Annotated in this window: 21 protein-coding genes and 5 pseudogenes; 14 read left to right on the top strand and 12 right to left on the bottom strand. The window is 73.3% G+C overall.

The features are described 5' to 3' along the window. Window positions 1-757: 757 nt before the first annotated feature. Entirely contained in the window at window positions 758-1270 is a 513-nt protein-coding gene (locus UK82_RS08435) for a hypothetical protein (RefSeq protein WP_055406815.1), read from the bottom strand. A gap of 164 nt (window positions 1271-1434) precedes the next feature. Next, a complete protein-coding gene (locus tag UK82_RS08440) occupies window positions 1435-2328 on the bottom strand; it encodes a helix-turn-helix domain-containing protein (RefSeq protein ID WP_044886785.1) in 894 nt (297 codons plus the stop codon). Between the two features lie 196 nt (window positions 2329-2524). On the opposite strand from UK82_RS08440, the gene UK82_RS08445 reads away from it, so the two are divergent. After that, window positions 2525-3595 (top strand): aldo/keto reductase, encoded by a 1071-nt coding sequence (locus UK82_RS08445; RefSeq protein ID WP_055406849.1) that lies wholly within the window; start codon window positions 2525-2527, stop codon window positions 3593-3595. 62 nt (window positions 3596-3657) lie between these two features. On the opposite strand, the gene UK82_RS08450 is transcribed toward UK82_RS08445, so the two are convergent. Together UK82_RS08450 and UK82_RS42480 are read right to left on the bottom strand one after the other, a co-directional pair. Continuing rightward, window positions 3658-4047, bottom strand: coding sequence for a PPOX class F420-dependent oxidoreductase (locus UK82_RS08450; RefSeq protein ID WP_044886787.1), 390 nt, complete (start codon window positions 4045-4047; stop codon window positions 3658-3660). Window positions 4048-4554: 507 nt separating this feature from the next. Then, entirely contained in the window at window positions 4555-4884 is a 330-nt protein-coding gene (locus tag UK82_RS42480) for a protein-tyrosine phosphatase family protein (protein ID WP_396230496.1), read from the bottom strand. A 571-nt stretch (window positions 4885-5455) separates the two neighbouring features. On the opposite strand from UK82_RS42480, the gene UK82_RS08460 reads away from it, so the two are divergent. Further along, window positions 5456-5917 (top strand): MarR family winged helix-turn-helix transcriptional regulator, encoded by a 462-nt coding sequence (locus UK82_RS08460; RefSeq protein WP_063897452.1) that lies wholly within the window; start codon window positions 5456-5458, stop codon window positions 5915-5917. A 158-nt stretch (window positions 5918-6075) separates the two neighbouring features. Here UK82_RS08460 and UK82_RS08465 read toward each other — a convergent pair whose 3' ends face one another. Then, window positions 6076-7554: an NAD(P)/FAD-dependent oxidoreductase gene (locus tag UK82_RS08465; RefSeq protein WP_044886789.1), complete on the bottom strand. Its 1479-nt coding sequence runs from the start codon at window positions 7552-7554 to the stop codon at window positions 6076-6078. Window positions 7555-7819: 265 nt separating this feature from the next. Here UK82_RS08465 and UK82_RS08470 point away from each other — a divergent pair, with 265 nt between their 5' ends. Then, a complete protein-coding gene (locus UK82_RS08470) occupies window positions 7820-8434 on the top strand; it encodes a pentapeptide repeat-containing protein (protein WP_044886790.1) in 615 nt (204 codons plus the stop codon). 149 nt (window positions 8435-8583) lie between these two features. Next, window positions 8584-9750 carry a sulfite exporter TauE/SafE family protein gene (locus tag UK82_RS08475; RefSeq protein ID WP_044886791.1) on the top strand — a complete coding sequence of 389 codons (1167 nt, stop codon included), beginning with the start codon at window positions 8584-8586 and terminating at the stop codon, window positions 9748-9750. On the opposite strand, the pseudogene UK82_RS36610 reads toward UK82_RS08475, so the two are convergent. The 4 genes and pseudogenes from UK82_RS36610 to UK82_RS08490 form a co-directional block, all read right to left on the bottom strand. Further along, a pseudogene (locus UK82_RS36610) lies at window positions 9655-9904 on the bottom strand (NAD-dependent dehydratase); the annotation flags it as partial. The gene UK82_RS08475 and the pseudogene UK82_RS36610 sit on opposite strands and share 96 nt — an antisense overlap. A 4-nt stretch (window positions 9905-9908) precedes the next feature. Beyond that, window positions 9909-10698 (bottom strand): annotated as a pseudogene (locus UK82_RS08480) (SDR family NAD(P)-dependent oxidoreductase); the annotation flags it as partial. 75 nt (window positions 10699-10773) lie between these two features. Next, complete coding sequence (locus UK82_RS08485; RefSeq protein WP_044886793.1) at window positions 10774-11913, bottom strand: sensor histidine kinase KdpD; 1140 nt, start codon at window positions 11911-11913, stop codon at window positions 10774-10776. Window positions 11914-11944: 31 nt separating this feature from the next. Continuing rightward, complete coding sequence (locus tag UK82_RS08490; protein ID WP_055406818.1) at window positions 11945-12706, bottom strand: response regulator transcription factor; 762 nt, start codon at window positions 12704-12706, stop codon at window positions 11945-11947. A 244-nt stretch (window positions 12707-12950) separates the two neighbouring features. Here UK82_RS08490 and UK82_RS08495 point away from each other — a divergent pair, with 244 nt between their 5' ends. Beyond that, window positions 12951-13652, top strand: a complete 702-nt coding sequence (locus UK82_RS08495) for a glycosyltransferase family 2 protein (protein WP_055406819.1) — start codon at window positions 12951-12953, stop codon at window positions 13650-13652. Window positions 13653-13663: 11 nt separating this feature from the next. Continuing rightward, window positions 13664-14353 (top strand): DUF2064 domain-containing protein, encoded by a 690-nt coding sequence (locus UK82_RS08500; protein WP_044886825.1) that lies wholly within the window; start codon window positions 13664-13666, stop codon window positions 14351-14353. A 684-nt stretch (window positions 14354-15037) separates the two neighbouring features. Here the strand turns inward: UK82_RS08500 and UK82_RS31140 are convergent. The 3 genes and pseudogenes from UK82_RS31140 to UK82_RS42485 all read right to left on the bottom strand — a co-directional run. Then, complete coding sequence (locus tag UK82_RS31140; protein ID WP_236705659.1) at window positions 15038-15589, bottom strand: hypothetical protein; 552 nt, start codon at window positions 15587-15589, stop codon at window positions 15038-15040. A gap of 11 nt (window positions 15590-15600) precedes the next feature. Further along, window positions 15601-16409: molybdopterin-dependent oxidoreductase (locus tag UK82_RS41990; RefSeq protein WP_396230492.1), on the bottom strand; the 809-nt coding region annotated here is incomplete at its 5' end. Window position 16410: 1 nt separating this feature from the next. Next, window positions 16411-16809: pseudogene (locus UK82_RS42485) on the bottom strand (molybdopterin-binding protein); the annotation flags it as partial. Between the two features lie 147 nt (window positions 16810-16956). Between UK82_RS42485 and UK82_RS08515 the strand changes: the two are divergent. The 8 genes and pseudogenes from UK82_RS08515 to UK82_RS08545 form a co-directional block, all read left to right on the top strand. Beyond that, window positions 16957-18501, top strand: a complete 1545-nt coding sequence (locus UK82_RS08515; RefSeq protein ID WP_055406820.1) for a glycosyltransferase 87 family protein — start codon at window positions 16957-16959, stop codon at window positions 18499-18501. A 9-nt stretch (window positions 18502-18510) separates the two neighbouring features. Next, window positions 18511-19227 carry a TetR/AcrR family transcriptional regulator gene (locus UK82_RS08520; protein WP_055406821.1) on the top strand — a complete coding sequence of 239 codons (717 nt, stop codon included), beginning with the start codon at window positions 18511-18513 and terminating at the stop codon, window positions 19225-19227. Window positions 19228-19311: 84 nt separating this feature from the next. After that, window positions 19312-19433, top strand: a pseudogene (locus tag UK82_RS41390) (histidine kinase); the annotation flags it as partial. A gap of 1 nt (window position 19434) precedes the next feature. After that, window positions 19435-20112 (top strand): annotated as a pseudogene (locus UK82_RS08525) (DUF1918 domain-containing protein); the annotation flags it as partial. Window positions 20113-20282: 170 nt separating this feature from the next. After that, window positions 20283-21329, top strand: coding sequence for an NAD(P)-dependent alcohol dehydrogenase (locus UK82_RS08530; RefSeq protein ID WP_044886799.1), 1047 nt, complete (start codon window positions 20283-20285; stop codon window positions 21327-21329). Between the two features lie 939 nt (window positions 21330-22268). Next, window positions 22269-22628: a hypothetical protein gene (locus UK82_RS08535; RefSeq protein ID WP_201784167.1), complete on the top strand. Its 360-nt coding sequence runs from the start codon at window positions 22269-22271 to the stop codon at window positions 22626-22628. Window positions 22629-23354: 726 nt separating this feature from the next. Then, complete coding sequence (locus UK82_RS08540) at window positions 23355-24173, top strand: SAM-dependent methyltransferase (RefSeq protein WP_044886800.1); 819 nt, start codon at window positions 23355-23357, stop codon at window positions 24171-24173. 14 nt (window positions 24174-24187) lie between these two features. Next, the coding region (locus tag UK82_RS08545; protein WP_396230493.1) for a putative bifunctional diguanylate cyclase/phosphodiesterase at window positions 24188-26328 on the top strand (2141 nt) is incomplete at its 3' end. Between the last annotated feature and the right edge of the window lie 212 nt (window positions 26329-26540).

A 26540-nucleotide genomic window follows, 5' to 3' on the forward strand; every position in this document is an offset into this window, starting at 1 on the left:
CGGGGCCCTTCTGGCCGCCAGTCCGACTGGTGATCCGGGGATGGCGGCGAAGGAGTCGATCTGCCCGCCGTGGCGTGCCTCGCCGCCGTGGCTGCGGTCCATCCTTCGCTGCCCGGATGGCGGTTTGAGGCCCGCGGGCCGTGGCCGCCCCGTGCCGAGAAACCGCGGACCGGCCCCTTCGGGAATGGTTCAAAGCGCGCCGATCCGGCATCGCATGATCGGCGTCGGACGGTCGGAAGGCGTGTTGTCTCATGCGTCTGCCGATATCCGGACAGCCTGGACGGAATTCGGTGCGTCGGGCACGCTCGATCGCGTGGCGAGGGAGCGCAAGAGATCCAGCCGGTACTTCCGGCCGCCCGATGAGCAGCTCGTCCTGGGCCTCATGACCTGCCCGTCCTGCAACGGGACCCGGTACCAGACCCGTCCGCAGGCCGAGGTCGACGAGGACGGACTTTTCGACGGTGATGCCAACATCAAATGTCGGGAATGCGGGGGTAGCGGAAAGGTCCCGCCGCGATGAAAAGGTCGGTGCCGGTACAGGCGGATTTCATCTACCTTCGGTGCCCGGAACACCGGGGTCGTCAGCCTCGCCAGGNCCTGAAGACGATGCTGCGGCCCGGTGCGGAATGTCCGCGGTGCCGCATGGTGCAAGCGCCGGACCCGCCCGGCTCGGGCGACCGGCCGGGCAAGCCCGGACACCCGGCGGACGGCGGCCCGGCTCCGTCGGCGTGAGCGGGCGGAGCGGGCCGCCCGAGTGTCAGCCCTTGGGGTCGGCGACGGCTGTCGCGGTGCGCGTGTTGCCGGCGACCGTGGCGCGGACGGTGACGGTCGCGCCCTGGCGGATGTCGGTGACCTTCGCGGACTTCCCGTCGGCGCGGAACCTCGTGTCGCCGTCGATGACGTAGCTGGCCGCGTAACCGTCCTCGCTGGTCACACTGATCGAGGTCGCGCTGATCGCGGTCACCTTGCCACGCTGCCCGTCGACGACCTGGAAGCCCTTGGCCGTCTTGATGGTCGCCTCGCCGTGCAGGCCGCGCTCGGCCAGGCGGTGCTCGCGCCGCAGCCGGCGTGCCTCGGCCGGCTTCGGGCGGTCCTCGGTGGACGGCGGCACCGCCGCGGAGGTCGGTGCCGCCGCGGCGGTCTGCGCTACCGGCACCGGCGCGGCGGACGCGGCCGTACCGCTGAACCCGAGACCAACCCCCAGGCCGAGCCCGAGTAGCCCCGCCGCCGCCACGCCCGCACCCCGCCGTCCCGTCAGGAATTTGCCCATCTCTGCCGTCCTTTCCCGATGGCGCCCGCACGCCGTGCCTGAACCCGGCGACCCGCACACGGTCGCCCGACCGATCCGGCGTCGCGCGCCGCTGCGGCGCGCTGGCAGACCCACGATGCGACGGCCGCATGTGAGCGGGATGCGAACGCGGTCGGGAACGAATCTCAGTCGGCGGGAACCAGCGCCGGGGAGGCCTCCCGCTCCAGGGCGGCCTCGCGGGCGATCGTCTCCAGGGCGGACCGGGACGGCGCATCGCCCGCCCGGTAGATGACCAGGCGCTGGTCGGGATCCTGCATCGGACAGAGGACCTCGAACTCGACGCAGACGGGTCCCAACCGGCCGTGCCGCAGCCGCTTGCGCCCGCGTCCGTTGACCCGGACGTCACGCATGGCCCACAGCCGGGCGAACTCGGCGCTGCCCGTCGTCAGGTCGTCGACCAGACGGATCAGCGATGGATCATCGGGATGAGCACCCCACGCGGCGCGCAGGTCCGCGATCCCCTCGCGCAGGATCTGCTCCCGGTCCCGGTAGAACTCCAGCAGGGCGGGATGCAGCACGCACAGCCACAGGGTGTTGCGCTGGCGGTCCGGCAGCGCGCCGAAGTCGAGCTGCATCAGCCCGGCCATCTCGGGGTTCCAGGCGAGAATGTCGAAACGGTGGTCGAACAGCATGGCCGGCAGCGGGGACAGGTCGTGCACGAGGCGGGCCAGTGGATGCGCGTTGCCTGTGCCGTCGACGGAACCGTGGTCGACCCGTGCTCGGGCCGCCGCCGCAGTCGGGCGCAGCCGGGCCAGATCGAACAGGTAGGCCCGCTCGTCCGGGCTGAGCCGCAGGGCGAGGGCCAGCGCGTCGAGCACCTCGGGGGAGGGGTGCAGGCGGCCCTGCTCCACGCGGGTGACGTAGTCGACGCTGACGCCGGCCAGTTCGGCGAGCTCCTCGCGACGCAGCCCGGGGGTGCGCCGCGAGCGGCGCCGGCCGGCGGGCCCGGCCGCCTCGACGGGCGACGTCCGCTCGCGGCGGTCGCGCAGGAAGACGGCCAGTTCGCGTGCAGCGTCCATCCTCGTCGTGTCGCGTGCAGCGTCCATCCTCGTCGTGACCTCCGCGATCTCCGGGATCCAGGCCGCCGGTTTCCTGGGAGAGACCTTCCCAGGAAACATCTTCCCTTCCCGCCGTCCCCGCTCGGGCGCAACGTGGACGGCGGCCGCGAACGATGACGTCCGTGGCCGTGAACCCGCCCAGACGGAGGAATTCGCTGTGCCCCTGGCTCTCGATCACTATCGCCTACTCGGCCGCTCCGGCCTGCGCGTCTCGCCGCTGGCCCTCGGCACGATGACCTTCGGCGCCGACTGGGGCTGGGGGGCGGACACCGACGAGGCACGCCGGATCTTCGACGCCTACGTCGACCGCGGCGGCAACTTCGTCGACACCGCGAACCAGTACACCGACGGCACCGCGGAGCACCTGCTCGGCGAGTTCGCGGTCGGCCGGCGCGAACAACTCGTCCTGGCCACGAAGTACACGGTCACCCGGCGTCCCGGCGACCCGAACTCCGGCGGGAACCACCGCAAGAGCATGGTCGGCTCGGTCGAGGCGAGTCTGCGCCGGCTGCGTACCGATCATCTGGACCTGCTCTACCTGCACGCGTGGGACGGTTCCACTCCCGTCGAGGAGGTGTTGCGGGCGATGGACGACCTCGTTCGCGCCGGCAAGGTGCTCTACGTCGGGATCTCGGACACCCCCGCCTGGCAGGTGGCCCGGATGCAGGCGATCGCCGATCTACGCGGTTGGTCGCCGCTGATCGCCCTGCAGATCGAGTACAGCTTGGTCGAGCGGACCGGAGAACGCGATCTCATCCCGATGGCCGCGGAGATGGGCCTGGGAGTCGTCCCGTGGTCGCCGCTGGCCAGCGGAGTGCTCACCGGCAAGTACTCCCGGGCCGACCTGGAGGTGGGCGCCGGGGAGGCGTCCGCGGCAGGAACACGCCGTAACGTCGCCGCCGCGAGCGGCGCGCTGACCGAACGCTCTCTCGGCATCGCCGACGTCGTCGCGGGGGTCGCCGGTGAGCTGGGCGTGACGTCGTCGCAGGTGGCCCTGGCCTGGGCGCTGCGGCGGCCGGCGGTGACCGCGCCGATCATCGGTGCCCGCACCCTCGACCAGCTCACCGACAACCTGGGTGCGCTCGACGTTGTGTTCACCGACGATCAGCTCACCCGCCTCGACCAGGCCAGCGCGGTCGAGCTCGGTTTCCCGCACGCCTTCCTGACGCTCCCGATGACCAGAGCCGTCATGTTCGACGGGATCCAGATCGAGGGCGTCACCGCCTGACTGCGCGCCGAGCCGTCCGTCGGGAGGCCGCAGACCCTGCGCCGGCCTTCCCGATGGACGGGTTACTGGAAACTGACCGCGGTCGGCCGGACCGCGTAGGCCACCCGGTGCGGCGCGTCCGCGGGCGGCCCGTCGAGCTTCATCGCATAGCGGTCGGCGAGCCGCATGAAGAACTCGGCGTTCGGATCGGGGTCGATCCGCTCGACGACACCGCGGATCTCCAGGTACCGGTAGGGCGCCTCCGGATCGTTGACGGACACCGCCACTTGCGGCGTCGCCGTGACGTTGCGGTACTTCTGCCGGGTCGTGGTGTTCGTGAACCACAGGAACGTGCCGTCCCAGAGCACCCACATCGGGTTCACCTGAGGGGTGCCATCCGGCCGGATCGTGGCGAGGTGGCCGAACAGCGGGCGCTCCAGCAGATCGCGATGGCTCGCGGGGATGACTGTCATGACTCGAAGATATATCAGTACTCTGATGGTCTGTCCGTGGCCCCCGCCCGCCCGAAGAGAGGAATCGGACGCGGAAACCTCTCGGGAGGTGAGTCATCCTGGGCCCGTGCTGGCCGAACGGGTCCATCGCCGCCGCACTCCCAGCCCAAGACGCGGGCCGGGAGAGGGTGCCGCCCGCCACGCAATGATCAACGCCCTGACCTGCGCAGTTGCATCACCGCCGGACCGCTGTAATGATCAAGGTGCACACCGCTCAGGCGGCACCACTGACCTGCAGCTTTACCATGGGGTCCGTGATCATCCCTGGAGGGATCGCAACGTGGGCTGGTACGGCCGGCACGACGACCAGCCGGTCCGTGATCATCCCTGGAGGGATCGCAACCCCGGCGTCTCGCGCTGGCTGGCCGCGTGCCGATGGTGAGTAGCGCCCCGGGGTGAGCGGGCAGCCCGTGATCATTCCTGGAGGGATCGTGACGCGCCGGGGTGGGGGCGTGACTGCGGGATCCGTCAGAGGTTGGGGAACCGCTCGATCCAGCGGCGCTGCCAGGGGGTCTCGACAGCACGCGGGTGATGGTGCGCGCGGGTCCAGGCGACGGCGTCGGCGGGGGACAGGCCGGCCAGCACGGCGAGACAGGCGAGGGCGGTCCCGGTGCGGCCGACCCCGCCGCCGCAGGCGAGCTCGGTCCGGTCGGACGTCCGCGTGTGCGCGTGCAGCGCGCGGATGCGGGCGGCGGCCGTCGCGGGATGGCGCGGGAGGAGGAAGTCCGGCCAGTCGATCCACTCGTGCTGCCAGGTCAGCTGACCGTCATGCCGCCGTCGCAGGCGGGCGCCGCCCAGATAGAGGCCGCGATCGGGGAGTGGTCCCGGTGGTGGGGGGNGACGCAGCCCGCGGGGCCGGATCCAGCCACCGTCCGGCAGCCGGATCGCCCCGGGCAACTCGCTCGCCCTCGACGACCCGCTCGCCCCGGGCAGTGCGATGGCGCCGGGTGGCTCGGCGCTGCCCTCGTCGGGGCGGGCGGATGCATCGGCGGATCGGATCGGTCCGGACGACGCGCGTGCGGGCGAGGCCGCTGCGGAGGACTCCGGGCCGGCGTCGGTTGGATGGGCCGGCGGAACATTGGCACCGCCGGGGGGTGCGCCGGCTCCCCTGGAGGTGGTGGCCGGGGGTTCGGGCCGCCGGATGGTGGCCGGCCCGACGGTGCCCGGCGCCGTATCCACGCCGATCGGGTCGGCGCCTGGAGTGCCGGATGTGTCTGGGGCGCTGGGAGTGCCGAGGGCGTTGGGGGTGCCACCGGGCACGATGCCGGTCAGGGGTCCTCCGATCCGCGGTAGCCTCGGATCAGTGTGGCCCTCCCGGCCATCCGTGGGTCGCCCACCCCAGCCGAGTCGAGCGGGCGCAGTGAGGACCGTGGCAGCCAGATCCCGCCCGGTCGACGCGGGAGCCGAGCGGCTCGGCCTGGCGATCAAGCGGGCCGAACAGGTGCTGATCGCGGAGAAGACCAGGGTGCTGCGGCCGTTCGGCCTCACCGTGCCGCAGTACGCGGCGATGGTCGCGATCGCCGCCACTCCGGGCATCTCCGGCGCGCGGGCCGCCCGGCAATGCCACGTCACGCCGCAGACGATGGCCGTCGTGCTGGCCGCTCTGGAGGCGAAGGGGCTGATCGAGCGGCAGCCGTCCGACGACCACGCGCAGGTCCTCGTCACCCGCCTGACCCGGGTCGGCCATGCGCTGTTCCGGCGCGCCGACGCGGCGGCACTCGCGGTCGAGGAACGGCTCGCCGCCGCGTTCAGCGACACCGAGCTCGTTACTCTGCGGGAGCTGCTCGTCCGGGCGGCCGAGGCGATCCCGGCCCCGGCCGCAGCCGGCTGACATCCCGCCTCGCGGCGCCGGCATCCCGCCTCGCGGCACGGACATCCGCCTCGCGGCACAGCCGACGACCGCCCGGCGGGAGCTCGTCCCGACCGGGCGGTCGTGTGGTGGTGCGGGCGGCTGCGGCCTACGCGGCCTGTGCCGTGCGACGGCGTGGTCTAGACCCGGGTGGGTTCCCGGCTCTCCGTGCCCTGCGGCGGTACCTGGGTGCGGGCCGCGCCCGTCCAGGACGGTGCCTCGCCGGCCTGGGGCGGCAGCGACGGGGCGAAGTTCTCCCCGAGCCGCTCCAACGCCGCGCGGGCGAAGATCTGCTGCTGGGTGACCGTGCGCTCCGACCGGCCCCGGCCGATGAAGCTCACCGTCCAGTGCAGCAGGGTGGTCAGGCGGTGCTTGAAGCCGATGATGTAGACGAGGTGCACGGCCAGCCAGACCAGCCAGGCGAAGAAGCCGCTGAACTGGATGTTGCCGATCTTGGCCACCGCGCTGAACCGCGAGATGGTGGCCATGCTGCCCTTGTCGTTGTACTTGAACGGGTGTCCGGTCTGCTTGCCGGCGACCCAGGCCTGGATCTCCTTGGCCGCGTGCCGGCCGCCCTGGATCGCGACCTGGGCGACACCCGGCAGCCGGTTGAGGCTCATCATGTCGCCGATGACGTAGATCTCCGGGTGGCCCGGGAGAGTGAGGTCGGGGAGCACCTCGACGCGGCCGGCGCGGTCGATGCCGGCGCCGGTCTGCTCGGCGAGCTGCTTGCCGAGCGGGCTTGCGGCGACGCCGGCGGCCCAGACCTTGCAGACCGAGTCGATCCGCCGGCGGGTGCCGTCGCTGTCCTCGACCTCGATGCCGGTGGCGTCGACGTCGATGACCTTGGCGCCGAGCTGCACCTCGACGCCGATCTTCTCCAGCTTGTCGGCGGCCTTCGCGCCGAGCCGCTCCCCGAAGGGCGGGAGCACGGCGGGCGCGGCGTCGAGCAGGATCACCCGGGCCTTGGTGGGGTCGATGCTGCGGAAGTCGCGCCGCAGCGTGCGTCGCGACAGCTCGGCGATCTGGCCGGCCATCTCCACGCCGGTGGGGCCGGCGCCGACGACGACAAAGGTCAGTAGCCGCTCGATGTCGGCCGGGTCGGTCGAGCCCTCGGCGAGCTCGAACATGCCGAAGATCCGGCCGCGCAGCTCGAGGGCGTCGTCGATGCTCTTCATGCCCGGGGCGTGGGTGGCGAACTGGTCGTTGCCGAAGTACGACTGCCCGGCGCCGGCAGCGACGACGAGGCTGTCGTAGGGGTGGACCGTCGTCCGGCCGAGCAACTGCGACGTGACGGTCTTCGCCTGCACGTCGATGGTGGTCACGTCGCCCAGGACGACGTGGGCGTTCTCCTGGCGGCTGAGCACCTCGCGGGTGGTCGGGGCGATCTCGCCCTCCGACAGGATGCCGGTCGCCACCTGGTAGAGCAGCGGCTGGAACAGGTGATGGGTGGTCTTTGCGACGAGGGTGATCTCGACGGGCGCCTTGCGAAGAGCCTGCGCGGTGAACAGGCCCCCGAAGCCCGAGCCAATGATCACTACGCGGTGCGGGGAGCTCTGCCGCCCCTCGAGCCGTTCCGGTTCGTCGGCATGCCCTGTGCGGGCGCTGTCCGTGCTCACGATCCTTCTCCGCTCAACCTCTTGACTCCCAGCGGTGCCCGTTGGCGCCGCGGAGACCTTATCCCCGATAGCACGTCGGTCTCCACTAACTATTTTCCGCCGTATACCGGCTGCCGGATCGTGTTCATCGTCACCCCCGAGTCCGAAACATCGACTACGGACTATGTGGCGTGGAACACACTTCCGGCGGCGGGCGGTAGGCTTAGCCCGGACCTTGATCGACGAGTGCGGCCGGTCCCACTACCGGTCGCTGGGGAGGCGCCGCGTGCCGGCTCGGAAATACGGCCCGACGGCGCCCGCAGTCGACCATACCGTCCGCAGCCTGGCCGAGGTCGACGGGGATCTGTCGGGGCAGGCGCATGATCACGTCGCCTTCGTCGACCTCGACCTGACCGAGGTGCCGACCACGGGCGCGGTTCTGGACTCGTGCACCTTCCGCGGGGTCCGGTTCAACGCATCGGGTTATTCAGATACCGCTTTCATCAACTGCGTGTTCGTCCGGTGCTCCTTCTTCGACACGAGCTTCGACGCGTGCAAGTTCACCGGCAGCCTGTTCGACGGATGCACGCACGACCTCATGAAGGTCAGCGGCGGGGATTGGTCCTTTGTTGGTCTGTCGCGGGCAAAACTGAGTCGTACGTCCTTCGTCGGGGTCCGGATGCGGGAGGCCGACCTGACCGGTTCGCGCTGTGATGGCGCCACGCTGCGTGACAACGATCTCTCCGGTGCGTTGTGGGACGGGGCCGACCTGTCCGGCGCCGACCTGCGCGGCAGTGACCTGTCCGCGCTGGATCCACTGGCCGTCACGCTGCGGGGCGCCCGCATCGATCCCTGGCAGGCCATCGTCGTCGCGACCGCGCTCGGCCTCGCGGTGGACTGACCAGCGCGTCGCCCCGAGCGCCTGGTCGCGCGCCGTCGGCGCAGGTCTGTGCAGGTCTGCGCAGGTCGGCGGCCTGCTGGCAGCCGTCGTCCCCCCTCGCGGGAATTGCTCACGATGCCTATCGTGCGGATAGGGAAGGTGGGCGGTGTATGGATCTCGATCCCCTGGTCACGCTCGCGGGGTTCGTCGTCGGAACCGTCGTCGGGATGACCGGCATGGGCGGCGGCGCGCTGATGACGCCGGTGCTGGTGTTGCTGTTCGGCGTCCAGCCGCTCGCCGCCGTGTCCAGCGATCTGGTCGCCTCGGCGGTGATGAAGCCGGTCGGTGCCACCGTGCACCTGCGCCGCGGCACGGTCCACCGGCGCCTGGTCGGCTGGCTGTGCCTGGGCTCCGTGCCGGCCGGCTTCTGCGGCGTGCTCATCCTGCGGGCGCTCGGCGACGGGGACGCCGTCCAGGAACGGATCAAGGTCACCATGGGGGCGCTGCTCGTCCTCGCGGCGGCGGGGATGCTCGCGAAGTCCCTGGTCGACCGCGGCCGGCCGCCGGCGCCTGCGGGCGAGGTCGGCATCCGGCCACGCCCGCTGCCGACCGTCCTGATCGGCGCCATCGGCGGGCTGGTCGTCGGGCTGACCTCGGTGGGTTCCGGCTCGCTCATCGTCGTGATGCTGCTCGGTCTCTACCCGCGCATCCGGTCCTCTCAGCTCGTCGGCACCGACCTCGCCCAGGCGGTGCCCCTGGTGGCCGCCGCCTCGCTGGGGCACCTGCTGTTCGGCGACTTCCAGCTCGGCCTGACCGGTTCGCTGCTGCTCGGCTCCCTGCCCGGGGTCTACCTGGGGGCGCGGGTCTCCGCCGGCCCGGCGACGAGCCGGATCATCCGCCCCGCGCTCGTCGTCGTGATCTCGCTCAGCGGTCTGAGGCTGGTCGGCGTGCCGACGGTCTGGCTCGGCGGGATCCTGTTCGCGATGCTCGGTACGGCGGTGGTCGTCGTAGCGATGCAGCATCGCCGCCGGGCCGCTGCCGGGGCCGGCCTGGCCGAAGACCCGACCGGGAGGGCCGCGGTCGCGACGATCGGGCTCGGCGCGCGGTCGGTCGGGCTCGGCGCGCGGTCGGTCGGGCCGCCTACGGCCGTGGGCGTCGCCCGGGATCGGTGGGAAATCGCCGACGTGCGGGTGCTCACCGCGTCCACGGCGGGGATTCCGGCCGGGGTGGCGGTGGGGATCTCAGCCGCGCAGCGGGTCGCGGGCGAACGCCGCCATCCCCGCGGCGAAGCCGACCTGCGCCCGGTAGCCGAGCAGCTCGGCGGCGCCGACCGATGAGGCGACGATGTGCCGCACGTCACCGATCCGGTATCCACCGGTCACGACGGGTGGCGGTCCGCCGACGGCGTGGGCCAGCGCGTCCGCCATGTCCCCGACGGTGTGCGGTGCTCCCGAGCCGACGTTCAGGGGCGTGAGCCGGCCGGGCAGGTCCNGGNCGCGTGCCGCCAGCAGGTTGGCGCGCGCGACGTCGTGGACGTGAACGAAGTCCCGCAGTTGGCCGCCGTCCTCGAACACCTGGGGTGCGCGCCCGGCCGCCAGGGCGCTGCGGAAGATCGACGCGACCCCGGCGTACGGGGTGTCCCGCGGCATCCGCGGACCGTACACATTGTGGTAGCGCAGGGCCATGACGGTGCCCCCGGTCGCGGCGGCCCAGGCGGCGGCCAGGTGCTCCTGGGCCACCTTGGTCGCCGCGTAGACGTTGCGGGGATCGATCGGGGCGTCCTCGCGGACGGGGATGGACGCGAGCTGCCGGTGGCAGCGCGGGCAGGGTGGCTCGAACCGCCCGGCGTCCAGGTCGGCGCGCACCCGCGGGCCGGGGCGCAGCGCCCCGTGCTCGGCGCAGCGGTAGCCGCCCTCGCCGTAGACGACCATGGAGCTGGCCAGCACGAGGCGCCCGATCCCGACGCGGGCCATCGCGGCGAGCAGCACGGCCGTGCCGAGATCGTTGTTCGTGGCGTACGCCGGCAGGTCGTCGAGGTCCACCCCCAGGCCCACCATGGCGGCCTGGTGGCACACGACGTCGACCCCGTCGAGCGCGGCCTCGACCTGGCCGCGGTCGGTGACGTCGCCGACGACGAGTTCGGCGCGGTCGTTCACCGCGGGGACGTTCCGGTGCACCGCCGGCAGCAGGGCGTCGAGGATCCTGACCTCGTCGCCGGCCGCGACCAGCGCGTCCACGACATGGGAACCGATGAAACCGGCGCCGCCGGTGACAAGAACCCGCATGTCGCCGACGCTATCCGCGCCGAGCGCCGCCGGATCTTACGAACCGCGGACGGTGGCGCGCCGCCCGCCCCGGCGTCAGGACGTCGGGAGGGCCACGACGAAGCGGCAACCTCCCGGCTGGTTGTGCACGCTGACGGCGCCGCCGTGCGCCTCGATGATCCCACGCACGATCGCCAGGCCGATGCCCGAGCGTGTCCGCGGCTGCCCCGGGCCGTCGTCGCCGGCCGGGGTCCGCGCGGGCTCCCCGCGGAAACCCAGGTCGAACACCCGGAGGAGGTCCTGCGGCGGGATGCCGCCGCAGCGGTCCGCCACCGAGAACAGCGCCTGATCCGCGGCCATGGTGGCGGTGACCTCCACCGTCCCATCGTCCGGGGTGTGCCGGATGGCGTTGACCAGAAGGTTCGTCAGGGCCCGTCCGACCTCGGCGGCATCGGCGTCGACGAAGCCGAGATCGTCGGCCTCGCCGCGGACGACGACGCCGCGCGCCCGCGCGATCGGATCGACGGCCGCGACCGCATCCGACACCACGTCCGCGACGCGCACCTTCGCCAGGCTCAGCCGCAGCGCCCCGGCCTGCAACCGGGCCAGCTCGAACAGGTCGTCGACCATCCCGGTGAGTCGCTCGGTCTCGGTGAGCATCCGGCGGTGGTAGCGGTCGGTCGTCTCGGCATCGGTGATCAGGCCGTCCTCGAACGCCTCGGCCATCGCCCGGATCCCCGCCAGCGGGGTCCGCAGATCGTGGCTGATCCACGCGACCAGCTCCCGCCGGCTTGCCTCCAGGGCCCGTTCGCGGGCGAATGACTCGACCAGCCGGGTGTTCGTCGCGTCCAGCGTGGCGGCGAGCGTGGCGAGCTCCGTCGTCGGGACGCGCCCGGCGCCCCGGTAGCCGGGGTCGCCGAGGGTCGCCGCCGCCCGGGTGAGGGCACCGGTCCCGGCCACGACCGGACGCCCGACGCGCAGCGCGAAGGCGGAGGCGACCGTCGCCGAGACCGTGACGATGATCATTACCAGTCGCAGGTCGTGCGCGGAAAGGAACATCATCCGCGCCGTGACGGCGACGCCCACGACGACCGCGACGATCGGCCATACGCACAGTGCCGCGGCCATCGCCCACAGCGGCCGGCGGCGCAGCGCGAGCAGCAGCGGTACGCCGCTGATGGCGCCGGCCGTCGAGCAACCCAGCGCGATCCCGGCGACCTCCAACTCGGCGATCATCGCATCCCCGCGCTCCCTGGCCCGCCGCCGCTCATCCCGCCTGCCGCGGGTCGCCCGGCGACGCCTCTGCGTCGGCCACCGCCGGCGACGTCTCCGCGTCGGCCACCGCCGGTGGGGCGTCGTAGCGGTAGCCGACGCCCCACACGGTGACGAGCAGGCGGGGGGCGGTCGGATCGTCCTCGATCTTCTCCCGTAGCCGGCGGATGTGCACGGTCACCGTCGACGGGTCGCCGTAGCTCCAGCCCCACACCTGCTCGAGCAGCTCGACGCGGGTGAAGGCGTGGCCGGGCCGGCGTAGCAGGAAGGCCAGCAGGTCGAACTCGCGCACGGTGAGGCCGAGTGGCACCCCGTGGCGGGTCGCGGTCCGCGCCGCCGGGTCGATGACCAGGGGGCCGGCCCGCAGGACGCCGGGCTCCGGGGCGGCGGCGGACTCGGCCGCCCGCCGCAGCACCGACCGCACCCGCAGGGTCAGCTCCCGCGGGGAGAACGGCTTCGTCACGTAGTCGTCGGCACCGACCTCCAGGCCGGTGATCCGGTCCGCCTCGTCGGCCCGCGCGGTCAGCATGATGACGGGAACGGGTTGGCGCGCCGTGAGCCGGCGGAAAACCTCGAGGCCGTCGATACCGGGCAGCATCAGGTCGAGGACGACGAGGTCGGGCGGGCGGGCCTCGGCGGCGCGCAGGGCGGCCGGACCGTCCGCGGCGCGGTCGACGTCGAAACCGGCGTTGCGCAGGTAGCGGTCGACGACCTCGGCGACGAGGGCGTCGTCGTCGACGACGAGGACGCGGGCCATACGGCCACGATAGGCACCCCCGGCCCGCCTGCGCCCCGCCCGGCGCGGATGTTCCCCGCTTCGTAATGTCCTGCGGACGGCGGGGATCGCCGGGTGCCCGCCCGGGGGCCGACCGGTCGCGGTCGGCGGCGCGCCCGACCGCCTCCGCCGCACCGACGAGCCAGGTCAGCGGGCCGATACTCGGCGAGGGCCGTCCTCGTTCCGTAATGATCGATCATGGTTGCCCGGCACTACAGTCCCGATCATGTTGACGGAAAGTGATGACGGCCGGACGCCGGTGGACGTCGTCCTGCCCTGCCTGGACGAGGCCGGGGCGCTGCCCTGGGTGCTCGACCGGATCCCGGCGGGCTACCGGGCGATCGTGGCCGACAACGGGTCGCGCGACGGATCCGCCGAGGTTGCCCGTGGCCGGGGCGCGACGGTCGTCGCCGTGCCCGAGCGCGGCTACGGGGCGGCCGTGCACGCGGGCCTGCTGGCCGCGGACGCCGACGTCGTCTGCGTGTGCGACGCCGACGCCTCGCTCGACCCGGCGCGGCTGCCCGACCTCGTGGCCCTGCTCGCCACCGACCTGGTCGACCCCACCGTCGGCCGCGCCGACCTGGTCCTCGGCCGGCGCCGCCCGACCTCGCTGCGGGCCTGGCCGCCGCCCGCCCGGCTCGGCAATGCCGCCGTCGCCCGCCGCCTGCGCCGACGCGGCGTGCCGGTGCGCGACCTGGGGCCGATGCGGGCCGCCCGGCGCGCCGACCTGCTCGCCCTGTCGATCGCGGACCGCCGCTTCGGCTACCCGCTGGAGCTGCTGCTGCGCGCCGCCCAGGCGGGCTGGCGCATCGCCGAGACGGACGTCGCCTACACCCCCCGGATCGGCCGGTCCAAGGTCACCGGGACGCCGCTCGGTGCCGCCCGCGCCGTCCGGGACATGTCGACGCTGCTGGCGCGCCTGCCGTGAGGCTGCTCGTGATGGCGAAGGAGCCGGTGCCCGGCCGGGTGAAGACCCGGCTCACCCCGCCGCTGCGCCCGGAGCAGGCCGCGGCCGTCGCGGCGGCGGCGCTCGCCGACACCCTCGCCGCCGTCGCGGCCCTCACCGCCCGGCCCGGATTCGCCGACCTGCGTCCCGTGCTCGTCCTCGATGGCGCCGCCGGCCCGTGGCTGGCCACGGCCGGCGGCTTCGGCGGGCTGGCGGTGGCGGCCCAGACGGCCGGCCCGTTCGATGCCCGCCTGGCCGCCGCCTTCGCTGCCGAGACCGGTCCGGCGCTGCTCATCGGCATGGACACGCCGCAGCTCACCGCCGACCTGCTGGCCGCCTCCTGCCAGGCACTGCGTTCGGCCGACGCGGTGTTCGGCCCCGCGACCGACGGCGGCTGGTGGGCCCTGGGCCTCGCCCGACCCGACGGCGACCTTCTGCGCGGCGTGCCCACGTCCCGCCCCGACACCGGCGCCCGCCAGCGTGCCCGACTCGGCGCCGCCGGACTCGACGTGACGGTGCTGCCGACGCTGCGGGACGTCGACACCGCGGCCGACGCGACGGCGGTCGCCCGGCTCGTCCCCGGCGGCCGGTTCGCCGCAGCGTGGCGCGCGGCGGACACCCGCGCCGGCCTGGACGCTCGGCGCGCGCCCGGTGCGTCCGCGACCGCTGCCGCGACGCGGTGACCGCGGGACAGGCGACCGCGGGACAGGCGATCGCGGCGGCGGGCGACGGATGGGAACCGACTGACATCTACGAGGCGGGACTGCGCTCCACCGCCGGCCGCCTGTGGGCGCACCATCCGGACGGGCGGCGCATCCCGCTGCCGGTGCACCGGTGGCGGGGAACCTCCCCGCCGCATTCCGAGCCCGAGGCAGCGGCCGCCCTGAGCGGTGTCACTGTCGAGGGTGCTGCCGGTGCGGGTGCCGACGCCGGCGCCGCTGGTGGTGGGGCGCTGGCGGCCGGGGATCTGTCTCTGCTGTGGCACTGCGCGGGGCCGACCCTCGACGTGGGCTGCGGGCCCGGGCGGCTGGCTGCGGCGCTCGCCGCCCGCGGGGTGCCGGCGCTCGGCATCGACGTCGCGCCGCTCGCCGTGCGGCTGAGCCGGCAGGCCGGGGCCGTCGCGCTGCGGCGTGACGTGTTCGGCCGGCTGCCGGCCGAGGGTCGCTGGGTCGCGCTGCTGCTGGCCGACGGAAACATCGGCATCGGCGGGGATCCGGTGCGCCTGCTGCGCCGCGCCGGGCAGTTGCTCGCCCCGACCGGCCAGGTGCTCGTCGAGGTCGAGCCGCCGGGGACTCCGACCGGGCCCGTCCGGCTCCGGCTGGAGGACGCCACCGGCCGCATCTCCAAGCCGTTCGCCTGGTGTCTGGTCAGCCTGAACGAGCTGGCTGTTCTCGCGCCGGCCGCCGGCCTGCTCGTCGCCGGGTCCTGGCAAAGCGCCGGCCGCCACTTTGCCGCCCTGGGCCGCGACCGGCGCCCGGACGCCCGCGCCGCGCCGCCACCGCCCGGCCTGCCATGATGAGCGCGGCGCCGGCCCAGACCGCGCCGAGGACGATGGCGAGGTTGCGGCCGTAGGCCAGCGGGTTCACCGAGGGGTTGTCCGCGGACCCGCCGTAGCCGCGCCACAGCGGTAGCGACGCCAGCGCCACCGACCCGCTGACGAGAAGCGCGCCCTGCACGACGGCACGGTAGGGCGCCGGGACGAGGCGGCTGAGCGCGAAGCCCACGATCATCGTCGCTGGCACCAGCAGCGCGTCGTGGACGACGATCCCGCCGATCAGCCAGGCGCCGGCGTTCGTCGGGCGCGTCGCCCGGGACATCGACAGCAGGCCGTCGACGCCGTAGCCCAGGGCCGCGAGCCCCGCCGCCGCCAGCACTACCCGTAGGGCGAGCCCGCCGACGCTCGGCCCGCTCCTGCCCACACCGCCGTTCGTCACAGCATCACCACCCGGTGCACCCACTTCGTCTGCAGGACGCCGGGCCGGTCGGGTGCGATGAGCCGGACCGGGTAGCCGTGGTCGAGGTCGAGATCGGCACCGTCGAGACCGGTGGCCAGCAGGGTCAGTGGATCCCGGGCATGGGCGGGGCGCACCTCGCTGGCCCGGTAGCCGCCGCGCGCCTCCAGCGACTCGACCCGGACGGTGGCGTCGGCGGGGATGAGCGCCGCGTCGAGCAGGTCGCGCAGCCGGGGACCGTGCCAGGTAGCGTCCGCCGACCAGCCCTCGACACAGGTGATCGGCAGCCGCACGGTGTGGCGGGGCAGCGCGTGCACCTCGGCGAGGCGGTAGACGACCCGCCGGGCGCCGATGACCTCCAGCCGGTACTCCGGATCGCGGGCCGCGGCGGCGACCCGGGCGGCCCGCGCGGTCCGGTTCACCGGGAGCCCCTGCGGGCCGAGGTCGGGCCGGCGGGGCGCGAGCAGGTCGAGCGGTGCCAGCGCCGGAACCGACTGGCCGGCCGTCGTCACGACGATGACGGCGGCCGCGGTGCCGGTCGCCACCGCCAGCCCGCGGCGGGTGAGCCCGCCGGTCGGCGGGCCGGCGTCCTGCGGGTCTGTGCGGGAAAGGTCTTCGTATCGATTTCGGCCCACGTTCGCGCGCACGACGGTCAGTTTCGCGGCTATATGCACGACCAGGGCGCCGATGGTGATCCAGGCGATCCAGTAATGGGTCACGGTGAAGAAGAAACGGAACCGGTACCACTGTGCGATGTTCGCGATTCCGGTCGCGAGCTGGAAGAGGGNACCGGCGATCAGCGGCACGATCGTGAGCCGTTCAAGGGCATGCCCGACGGATCGCAGCGGCGGCCATCCCCACAGCCGCGGATACACCGTCCACAGCTTCACCAGCAGCAGGGGGAGGCTGGCCAGACCGGTCGTGACGTGCAGACCCTGCGTGACCCGGTACAGCCAGACCGGCCGGGAGGGCCATTGCAGCCAGTCCGGCGGGTGTTGCATGAAATGTGACACGAGCCCGGTCAGGAAACAGGTTCCGAAGGCGATCCCGAGCGCGATGCCCAGCAGCGACGCCACTCGCGGATCATGCAGCGTGCTCGGGAAAGCCCCAGCCCGCAGCGGACCGCGGCGCGCCGCCGCCGGTGGTTCAGGCAGTCTTGCGGAAAGCAGGCGGGCCCCCTTGGTCAGCCGGCCGGTGAACACGCGGGGAAACCGTTGCACGAGAGGAAACGTAGGCCGCCGCAACCGGAATCCGGCCTGATCGTCGCCTTACGGAACGAGGAAGTCGGGCCTCGATACCCGGGCGTCCCGCCGCTGTCCTGCGAGGCTTGGCGCATGCCGTCAGCCGCCGCCGTGCCGCGCAGCCGTCCGGACCGCGCCCTGATCGGTGCGGGCATCGGGCTGGCGGGGGTGCTCGCCACGCAGCTCGCCGTCCGCGCGGCCCCCGGCTACCTGCCCGGCCGGGCCGGCGTGTTGCCCGGGGTGCTGGTGTGGTGGGTCCTCGGGGTCGCGACGGCCGCGTCACTGGTGCGGTCGGCGAACCGGCGGGCCGCCGCCGGCATGCTGCTGGCCGGGATCCTCGCCGTGCACGCGGTCGCGGCGACCGGACCGCCCCAGCTCTCCGACGACCTGTACCGCTACGCCTGGGACGGCCGGGTGCAGGCCGCCGGCATCGACCCCTACCGTTACGGCCCGCTGGACCCGCACCTGGCCGGGCTGCGCGACCAGTGGCTGTTCCCCGATGCCGCCGGCTGCGCGGCGATCGAGCGGGGCCCGCACTGCATCCGCCTCAACTACCCGCGGGCGCACACCATCTACCCGCCGGTGGCGCAGGCGTACTTCACCGCCGTGCACTACCTGCCCGGCCCGCCGCGGGAGCACAAGCTCCAGCTCTACGGCTCGCTGCTGTCGCTGGCGCTGACCGGCCTGCTGATGCGGATGCTCACCACCCGCGGGCGGGACCCCCGGTACGCGGCGTTCTACGCGCTGTCGCCTCTCGCCGGCCTGGAGGTCGGCTCGGACGCGCACGTCGACGTCCTCGGGGCCCTGCTCGCGATGGCCGGCCTCGCCGTGCTCACCCGCCGCTCCGTCCGCCCGTCGGCGGCACCGTCGACCCCGCCGCAGCCGACCCCGCCGCAGCCGACCCCGCCGCAGCCGACCCCGTCGCAGCCGGCGTCGCCGTCACGGCGGCGGGCGGCGGCGGCCGGGGCGCTGCTCGGCGCCGCGGTGGCGGTGAAGCTGTACCCGGCGCTGCTGCTGCCGGCCGCCGCCCGGCGTCGCCCGGCGGCGCTGGTCGGTGCCGCGGCCGGGGTCGTCGGGCTGGCGTACCTGCCGCACCTGCTCGCCGTCGGCACCGGCGTGCTCGGCTTCCTCCCGCAGTACCTCGACGTCGAGGGTTACGGCCAGGGCGCGCGGTTCCTGCTGCTCGCCGGCGTGCTGCACCTCGGCGGGTCGGCGGCGAAGGCGGTCGCGGTGGCGGTGCTCGCGGCGGTGACGGTGGCCGTGTGGCGGACCGACCCCGGCCGGGTACCCCCCGAACGGGCGGCGCTGTGGCTGGTGGGCGCGGCGTTCCTCGTCGCCACGCCGGTGCAGCCCTGGTACGGCGTGCTGCTGGCGGCGCTCGCCGTCGTCGCCGGGCGGCTGGAGTGGCTCGCCGTGGCGGCCGCCGCCCATCCCGTCTATGTCTCCCTGTTCACCGATCTACCCGGCGATGCCTGGACCCTGCGGGTGGCCTCCTACGCGGTGGCCGCCGCCGTCGTCCTCGCCGTGACCGGCCTGCGCCACCGGCTCGCCGGCGCCGGCCCGCGGGTGCACCGGGACGCGGAACCGAACTGGCCCGCGCTGCCGCTGGATTCTGGAGTGACGGCTCCAAAGAGGTAGGGTTCGTCGATGAGCCCACCCGTCCCCGGCGGCGCCGGCGGCCAGGACGGTCGCCGGATCACCCGCAAGGGCCAGGCCACCCGGGCGCGGATCGTCGAGGCCGCCGCCGGGCTGATGTACGCGCAGGGCGTCGCCGGCACCAGCACCGAGGATGTCCGCGTCGCCGCCTCGGTGAGCAGCTCGCAGCTCTATCACTACTTCGCGGACAAGAACGCGCTGGTCCGCGCCGTGGTCGCCTACCAGACCGAGGCCGTGCTGGCCTTCCAGCAGCCCCTGTTCAGCCGGCTGGACAGCCTGGCGGGGCTGGCGGCCTGGGCGGACACGCTCGTCGACTTCCACCTCGGTCGGCACCTGCGCGGCGGCTGCCCGCTGGGGTCGCTCGCCAGCGAGCTCGCCGATGTGGATCCGGTCGCCCGCGAGGCCCTGGCGGCGGCGTTCGCCCGCTGGGAGGCGGCCATCCGCGAGGGACTGGCGGCCATGCATGCCCGGGGCGAGCTGCGCAGCGAGGCGGACCCGGAGCGCCTCGCCCTCACCCTGCTCGCCGCGGTGCAGGGTGGCCTGCTGCTCGCCCAGACCCGCCGCGAGGTGGCGCCGCTGCGGATCGCCCTCGACACCGTGCTGGACCACATCCGCTCCCTCGTTTCCGACGTCGTCCGTCCGTATCCGGTCGGGTCGGCCTCGGTCGTGGTGACCTCCGGCGTCCCGGTTCGGGTCGAACGGCACTGACCTGGGCNTTGTTCATGCCGGAGGCTGGAAACCGCCAACAGCCGAACACGACTGCGCATAGGCGCGCAGGGCGGAGGAGGAGCAATGGCCGGTGTGCGGTTTCCCCGTCACAAGCCCGTCACGGTGCCCCGCGAGATGACCATCGTCGAGGCGGCCCGGTGGATGGACGTGCAGGGAGTGGGATCACTGCTGGTCATGGACGGCGANGACCTCGTCGGGATCGTCACCGATCGGGACCTGGCGCTGCGGTCGCTGCGGCGGCGCATCCCCTTCGACGGCCGGGTCGAAGCCGTGATGACCCGCGGCGTCGTCACCCTGGACGTGGACGCCGACCCCGCCGACGTGGTCCGCATGTTCCGCGAGCACACCGTCCGGCGGCTGCCGCTCACCGACAACGGCCGGGTGGTCGGCCTGATCGCGCTCGACGACGTCGTCGCGGCCCCGGCGTCGGCCGCGGTGCCGGCCGGTCGGGCCACCGGTGGCTCCGGGGCGGACGCGGCCGCGGCAGCCGCCCCGGCCGGCCGGGGGTCCACCGCCGAGCTCGCCGACCTGCCGGGGCTGGCCGATCTCGCCGCGGCGGTGGCCGCCGAGACCCCGCGTTCCTCGCACGAGGGCGGGCTGCCCGGCCCGAAGACCGTCACCTGGCTACCCGAGCCCCGGCTCGGCCGCTGGCGAGCATCCGTCGGCGATCGGCTGGTCGTGGCGCCGCCGAACCCCGACCGGCCGCCGTGCGGCGGGGAGATCCTGGAGGTCCACTCGCCCGCCGGCGACCCGCCCTACCTGGTCCGATGGGGCGACGGCGGTCATGCCACCTTCGTCTACCCGGGTCCGGACGCCGAGGTGGAACACCGGCGCAGCAGCACCGGCCCGGTGGCGCCGGTCTGATGGCCGCGGTCGTCGGCCGCGGCTGGCCGGTTGGCCGGTGACGGTGGTCGCGGGGCTGGTGACGGTGGGCCACCGACCCGCGATCGACCCGCGGTGATCCGCCAGGCGGCGGGGAACGAGGATGGGCCTGGTCCGCGCAGGAGCACGGGCTACGACGAGGGGGAGAGATCATGCGCGCGCTTCAGATCACCAAGTACCAGTCGGCGCCCGAACTCGTCGAGCTGCCCGACCCCGTTCCGGGGCCAGGCCAGGTGCGGCTGCGGGTGGCCGCCGCCGGCGCCTGCCACAGTGACCTGCACCTGATGGAATGGCCGGCGGAGCAGATGGTCGGGCAGGGCCTGCGCCTGCCGTTCACCCTCGGCCACGAGTCCGCCGGCTGGGTCGACGCCGTGGGCCCCGGGGTCAGCGCGGTACGGGTGGGTGACGCCTGCGCCGTCTACGGGCCCTGGGGCTGCGGGCACTGCCGAGCGTGTGCCCGCGGCGCCGAACAGTACTGCGAGGTCACCCACGGGATGGGTGGCCCGGGCCTCGGTGGGGACGGCGGTATGGCCGAGTACCTGCTCGTCGACGACGTGCGCCACCTCGTCCCGCTCGGCGACCTCGACCCGGTGGCCGCCGCGCCGCTCACCGACGCCGGGCTCACCCCGTATCACGCGATCCGCAAGGCCCTGCCGCTGCTCGGGCCGGGCTCGACCGCGGTGGTGATCGGGGCCGGCGGCCTCGGCCACCTTGGCATCCAGATCCTTCGGGCGATCACCCCGGCCCGCGTCGTGGCCGTCGACGTCGCCCCGGGCAAGCTCGTCCAGGCGCTGGAGCTCGGCGCGCACGCGGCGGTGCCGGCGGGCGAGGACGCGGCCGCCGCGATCCGGGCGCAGACCGCCGGCGGCCTGGGCGCGCAGGCCGTGTTCGACATGGTCGGCAGCGACGCGACGATGGCCACCGCCGCGGCTGCCGTCGGGGCCGAGGGACGGGTCACCGTCGTGGGCCTGGCCGGCGGGGCTCTGCCGTTCCGGTTCGGGACGGTGCCGTTCGACGTTGACGTCTCGCTGCCGTACTGGGGCACCCGCGGCGAACTGTTCGAGGTCCTCGACCTCGCCCGCGCCGGTCTGATCCGCGCCCACGTCGAGACCGTCCCGCTGGCCGACATGCCGGCCGCCTATGACCGCCTGCGCGCGGGCGAGATCTCCGGCCGCGTCGTCATGGTCCCCACGACCTGATGCGGGCGACGACAAAAGGAATCGAAGGACAGCGCGGGTCTTCCTGAACTCTGCCGGGTGCAGATTGATGGTCGCGTGGTGGCCCGGTACGAGGTGGCCGACGAGGACCGCGGCTGTGGAAGCCGGGCATCGGTGACCTCGTCCGGCTTCGGACCTGGGATATCTTCGCCCGGTTCCTGCCTGGGCGCGGCAGTCTCGTCGATGTCGGCGGCGGGCCGGGAACGCACGCCGCGCACCTTGCCGAGCAGGGTTATGACGTTCTTCTGGTCGACGTCAATCCCAGCTGACCTATCAAGCCTGACCAGGCGTTCCCTCACGTCGGTCAACCAGCGGAGCGAGGTCGACCCTGGCAGGCCGCTCGAGCCTCCTCCGAGTCCGTGGGGGCAACAACCTCATCGCGCGACTGGATGGGATGCGAAGGGCCCCTCTCGTACCACGCGGTGATCTACCCGGCGGCGCCGATGAGGGTAAGCCTGGGCCTGGTCTACTGTGGAGAGGGGAAGAGCACTCTTCGACGCGAGGACCTGTCTGGGAGGTTGTCGTCGAGGATGAGTGGTATGCCATCCGGCGGGCCGCCCCCGGGCTCGCGGTACGACGACGTGCGTCCCTACGCGGTCGCGAACTCTTTGGACGAACTGGAGGGTCCGACATCGGGAGTGGTGGTTCTGGACCGGTGGCTGGACTGGTCGGGCTCAGCTCGGTACGACCTGACGAACCCCGGCCGTCTCGCACGGATGTACGAGACGGTGCTCCGGGAGGCGTCCAGGACTGCGGATCTGTCCCGCTGGCTGGGACCGACGCGCGGACTTCCCAGCCGCCGTCGACGCGGTCATCGTGGCCTAGCGGGCAGACGGTCTCGAGGTCGCGACCGAACTCCGGACCGAGCTGATCGCGCGGCTCCACGTGACCGACCCGAGCAAGCCTGACGAGGTCCACCGGGTGGAACTGGTCGCCAACTGGCGGATCCAGCCCCCAGTCCAGATGGAGATCGCTCCAGTGCTGCATCCGGATGACGTTATGGCGGGCAAGGTCGACGCGTTGCGCAACCGCGCAGCTGCCCGCGACTTCCTCGACATCGATGCCGCGATCAGCGGCGGTCGCTACACCCTCAACCGGCTCTGCGGGATCGCCCAACAGGCGGATCCGGGCTTCGACCGCGGCCATTTCGCCGCCATGCTCGGGCAGATCGCCCGGCTCGACGATGCCGACGACTTCGCCCCCTACGGGGTGACCCCCACCTACGTCGCTGATCTACGCGAACGCGTCGTCGCCTGGCGTATCGAACTCCTTGAGAAATGACCATTGAGCGCCTGCTGGGAAGTGGTGAAGCCTGGTCCGACTTCGACCGCCACCTCAGCACCGGCCTCAGCCAGGACCCGGCCCGCAGGTTCGATGGCGGATTCTGGGCGTACTTCCACCGTCCCGACGAGCTGCGCGTGGAGCTCGACCTCGCCGGCTTCCGCGACGTCCGGCTGACCGAAGCCGAACCCTCGATGCTCGGAACGAGTGCGCACATCGTGGGCGTCAGGGTCGTCGGTGACGTCGGGCTGGCCACCGACGGCGCTGGCGCGGTTCCGCGGAACCGTCGGGACCGGGCCAGGCTCTCGCGGTGGCAGGTCGTGCCGTGGGGCAGGGTTCCACAGGCGCGAAGATCATCCAGGTCGGAGACGGGGCGCAGTGCTGTACGGAATGTACGGTCTGCGGGCCCAGGCCGTGCAGAACGCACCGCAATGCGGCCGCGGTGGCCTCACCGCGATCACCGTCCTGCGCGACAGGAACGGGCCACCACGGAGCGCCCACACACCAACCCCTGACGCTTCACAAGTAAAGACAGGCCCTGACGGGCTCCCGCTCGGTCCGGCGCAGGTGAGTGCACCTGTGGGTGGGGTGACGGGCCGGGCGATCCGGACGCGGGGCGTCCGTTCTGCGTAGTCATGGGTACCCCGTGCGGTGACGAAGGTTGCGGGGGTGGACAATCCACTCACGGTAGGTCGTCGATCGGACCGCGCAGGGGATGAGTGGATGATGGATGAAATGCCCGGGTGGGCCGCGGGTGTCGACGTCGATCGGCCGAGCGCCGCGCGGATGTACGACTACGCGCTCGGTGGCTCGCACAACTTCGCCGCGGACCGCGAGGCCACCCAGGCGGTGATCGCGGCGTTCCCGGACGGGCCGCTGGTGGCGCGGTCGAACCGGCTGTTCCTGCACCGGGCGGTCCGCTTCCTCGCCGCCGAGGCGGGGATCACCCAGTTCCTCGACCTCGGCTCGGGCGTGCCGACCGTCGGCAACGTGCACGAGGTCGCCCAGGGGGTCAACCCGCAGGCGCGGGTCGTCTACGTGGACATCGACCCGGTGGCCGTCGTCCACTCACGGATGCTGCTCGCCGACAACCCGCTGGCCGCGGTGCTGCAGGCGGACATCCGTGAGCCGGCCTCCATCCTCGGATCGAGCGAGGTCACGAGGTTGCTCGACCTCTCTCGGCCGGTCGCGGTGCTGATGGTCACCGTGCTGCACTTCGTCGCCGACGGGGACGACCCGGCCGGGATCATCGGGGCCTTCCGGGCGGCGACGGTGCCCGGCAGCTACCTGGCGGTGTCCCACGTGACCGCCGACGAGCGGGCCGAGCAGGTGCACGGCGCGGGCAAGGTGTACGAGTCGACGCCGACCGGGGTCACCCCGCGATCCCGGGCCACGATCGCCGGCCTGCTCGCCGGCTACGACCTGGTCGAGCCGGGGCTGGTCTACCTGCCGTCCTGGCGGCCGGACGAGGCGCACGGCGGGCTCGACCCGCTGGCGGCCGACCCGAGCCGGGCCGTGGCGCTGGCCGCCGTCGGCCGTCGATAGTCCATCCGACAGGCGTGGAGAACAGGTACCTGTCCCCGGCTGCCCGCAGGCGCGGGGTGGCGCGTTTCGCGCAGGTCTGGGCGCGTGCCATCGTCGGTGCGAGCTACCCGGCCACCGGTCTGCTCGCCGTCGAGGAGCGGCTGCTCGGCCTGACCGAACGGCTCGTCGACGCCCTGCTCGACGAGCCGTTGGCTGACGAGCCGTTGGCTGACGAGCCCTTCGGCGTGGAGCCGCTCGCCGGGGAACCGGCCGCGGTCGGGGCCGCCGTCGCGGACTACACCTACGGCGCCGCGGACGCACTGGCCGCCACGATCCGTGTCTGCGGCGCCCAGCTGCTCGCCGAGCTGGGCCTCGACGCGGACGACGAGCTCACCGGCCGCGTCGCCGCCCTGCAGGGAGCCCTGGCCCACGGATACACCCGCGCCCTGCGCGAGCGGATCCTCGCCGGTCAGGACTCGATCCACCGCGCCGCCCACCAGGCCACCGATGCCCGGTTCCAGATGATCTTCAACGGGGCGGCGATCGGGATCGTGCTCGCCGACGCCGCCGGACGGATCGTCGATGCCAACGATGCCTTCCTGCGGATGCTCGACGTCGCCCCGCACCGCGTGCGCGGCCGGGGGCTGCACGAGTTCGCCCATCCCGAGGACGCCGCCGGCCTGCGCGACGCCCACGCCGCTCAGCGCCTCACCGGACCGGCGCACCTGCGCACGGAGCTGCGCTTCGCCGGGTCTGCCGGCGACCCGGTGCGGGCGGAGCTGACCACGTCCTGCCTGCGCCGGGCCGACGGGCGCGGCGAGGTCCAGCTCTCGATGATCGTGAATGTCACCGAGCGCCACCGGTTACAGAGCCAGTTGCGCCAGCAGGCCCGCCACGACCCGCTGACCGGGCTGCCCAACCGGACGGTGCTCGTCGAACGAGTCACCGAGCTGATGGCCGCGGAGCCGGACCGGCGCCTCGGGCTGTGCTTCATCGACCTCGACGGATTCAAGGCGGTCAACGACAGCCTCGGGCACGACGCCGGTGACCGGCTGCTCGTCGCGGTCGCCGGGCGGATCACCGGCGCGCTGCCCGCGGGTCAACTCCTGGTCCGGATGGGCGGGGATGAGTTCGTCATCCTCCTCGCCGACACGTCCGGCATCGACGACGTCACCGCCACCGCCCGGGCCGTGCTCGCGGCGCTGGCGGAGCCCGTCCGGGTCGGCGACCAGGCGTTGTCGATCGGCGCCAGCATGGGTCTGGTCGAGCGACCCGTGGCCGACGGCGACCTCGCCGACCTGCTGCGCGCCGCCGACATCACCCTCTATCAGGCCAAGGACGCCGGAAGGGGGCGGTGGGCCGTCTTCGACGCGGAGCGCAACGCCCGCCAGGTGACCCGGCACACCCTGTCGACCATGCTGCCCGGCGCCGTCGAGCGGGATCAGTTCATCGTCGTCTATCAGCCGATCGTCACCCTCGGCGAGCAGTCCGGGGCTGATGGGTCTGACGGGGCTGATGGGGCTGATGGGTTGATGATCGGGGTGGAGGCGCTGGTCCGCTGGCGGCATCCCCGGTTCGGGCTGCTCAGCCCGGAGGCGTTCATCGGCCTGGCCGAGGAGACGGGCCAGATCGTTCCGCTGGGTCGCCGGGTGCTCGAGCTGGCCTGCCGGCAGGCGGCCCGCTGGCGCGAGCTGCGCTCGGACGGCCCGGGCGCGCCGTACGTCAGCGTGAACCTCGCCGCCCGCCAGACCCGCGAGGCCGACCTAGTCGACCAGGTCGCGCGGATCCTCGACGAGACCGGACTGCCGGCGGAGCTGCTTCAGCTCGAACTCACGGAGAGTGCGATGATGGGCACGGCCGGCGAGCCGATGCGGGCCCTGGACAGCCTCGCCGCGATGGGTGTGCGGATCGCCATCGACGACTTCGGCACCGGTTTCTCCAACCTCGCCTACCTGCGCCGGCTGCCGGTGCACACCCTCAAGCTCGCCGGGCCGTTCGTCGACGGCTTCGGCTCCGCTCGCCAGCACGATCCGGATGGCGAGAAGATCGTGCGGATGCTCGTCGAGCTCGCCCATTCGCTGCGCCTGACGGTGACGGCCGAGGGTGTCGAGACCGCCGCCCAGGCGGAGCGGTTGTGCCAGGTCGAGTGCGACAGCGCCCAGGGCTACCTGTTCGCNCCGCCGCTACCGCCCGATGAGATCACCCGCCGGCTGCGTGCCGGGTCCTCGACCGTCTCGATGCTGCCCACGCCTCGGGCGATCGGGGCCCCCACCTCCCGTTTTGTCTCGTGAGCACATGCTCTTGACGTGGCATGTGGCCGCCCTAACATCGTTTACTACGTAAACGGCGCATTGCGGGGCCGATGCCGGCGGGTGCGGCCCGACAGGG

The organism is Frankia sp. ACN1ag (assembly GCF_001414035.1).
GTDB lineage: Bacteria > Actinomycetota > Actinomycetes > Frankiales > Frankiaceae > Frankia > Frankia torreyi.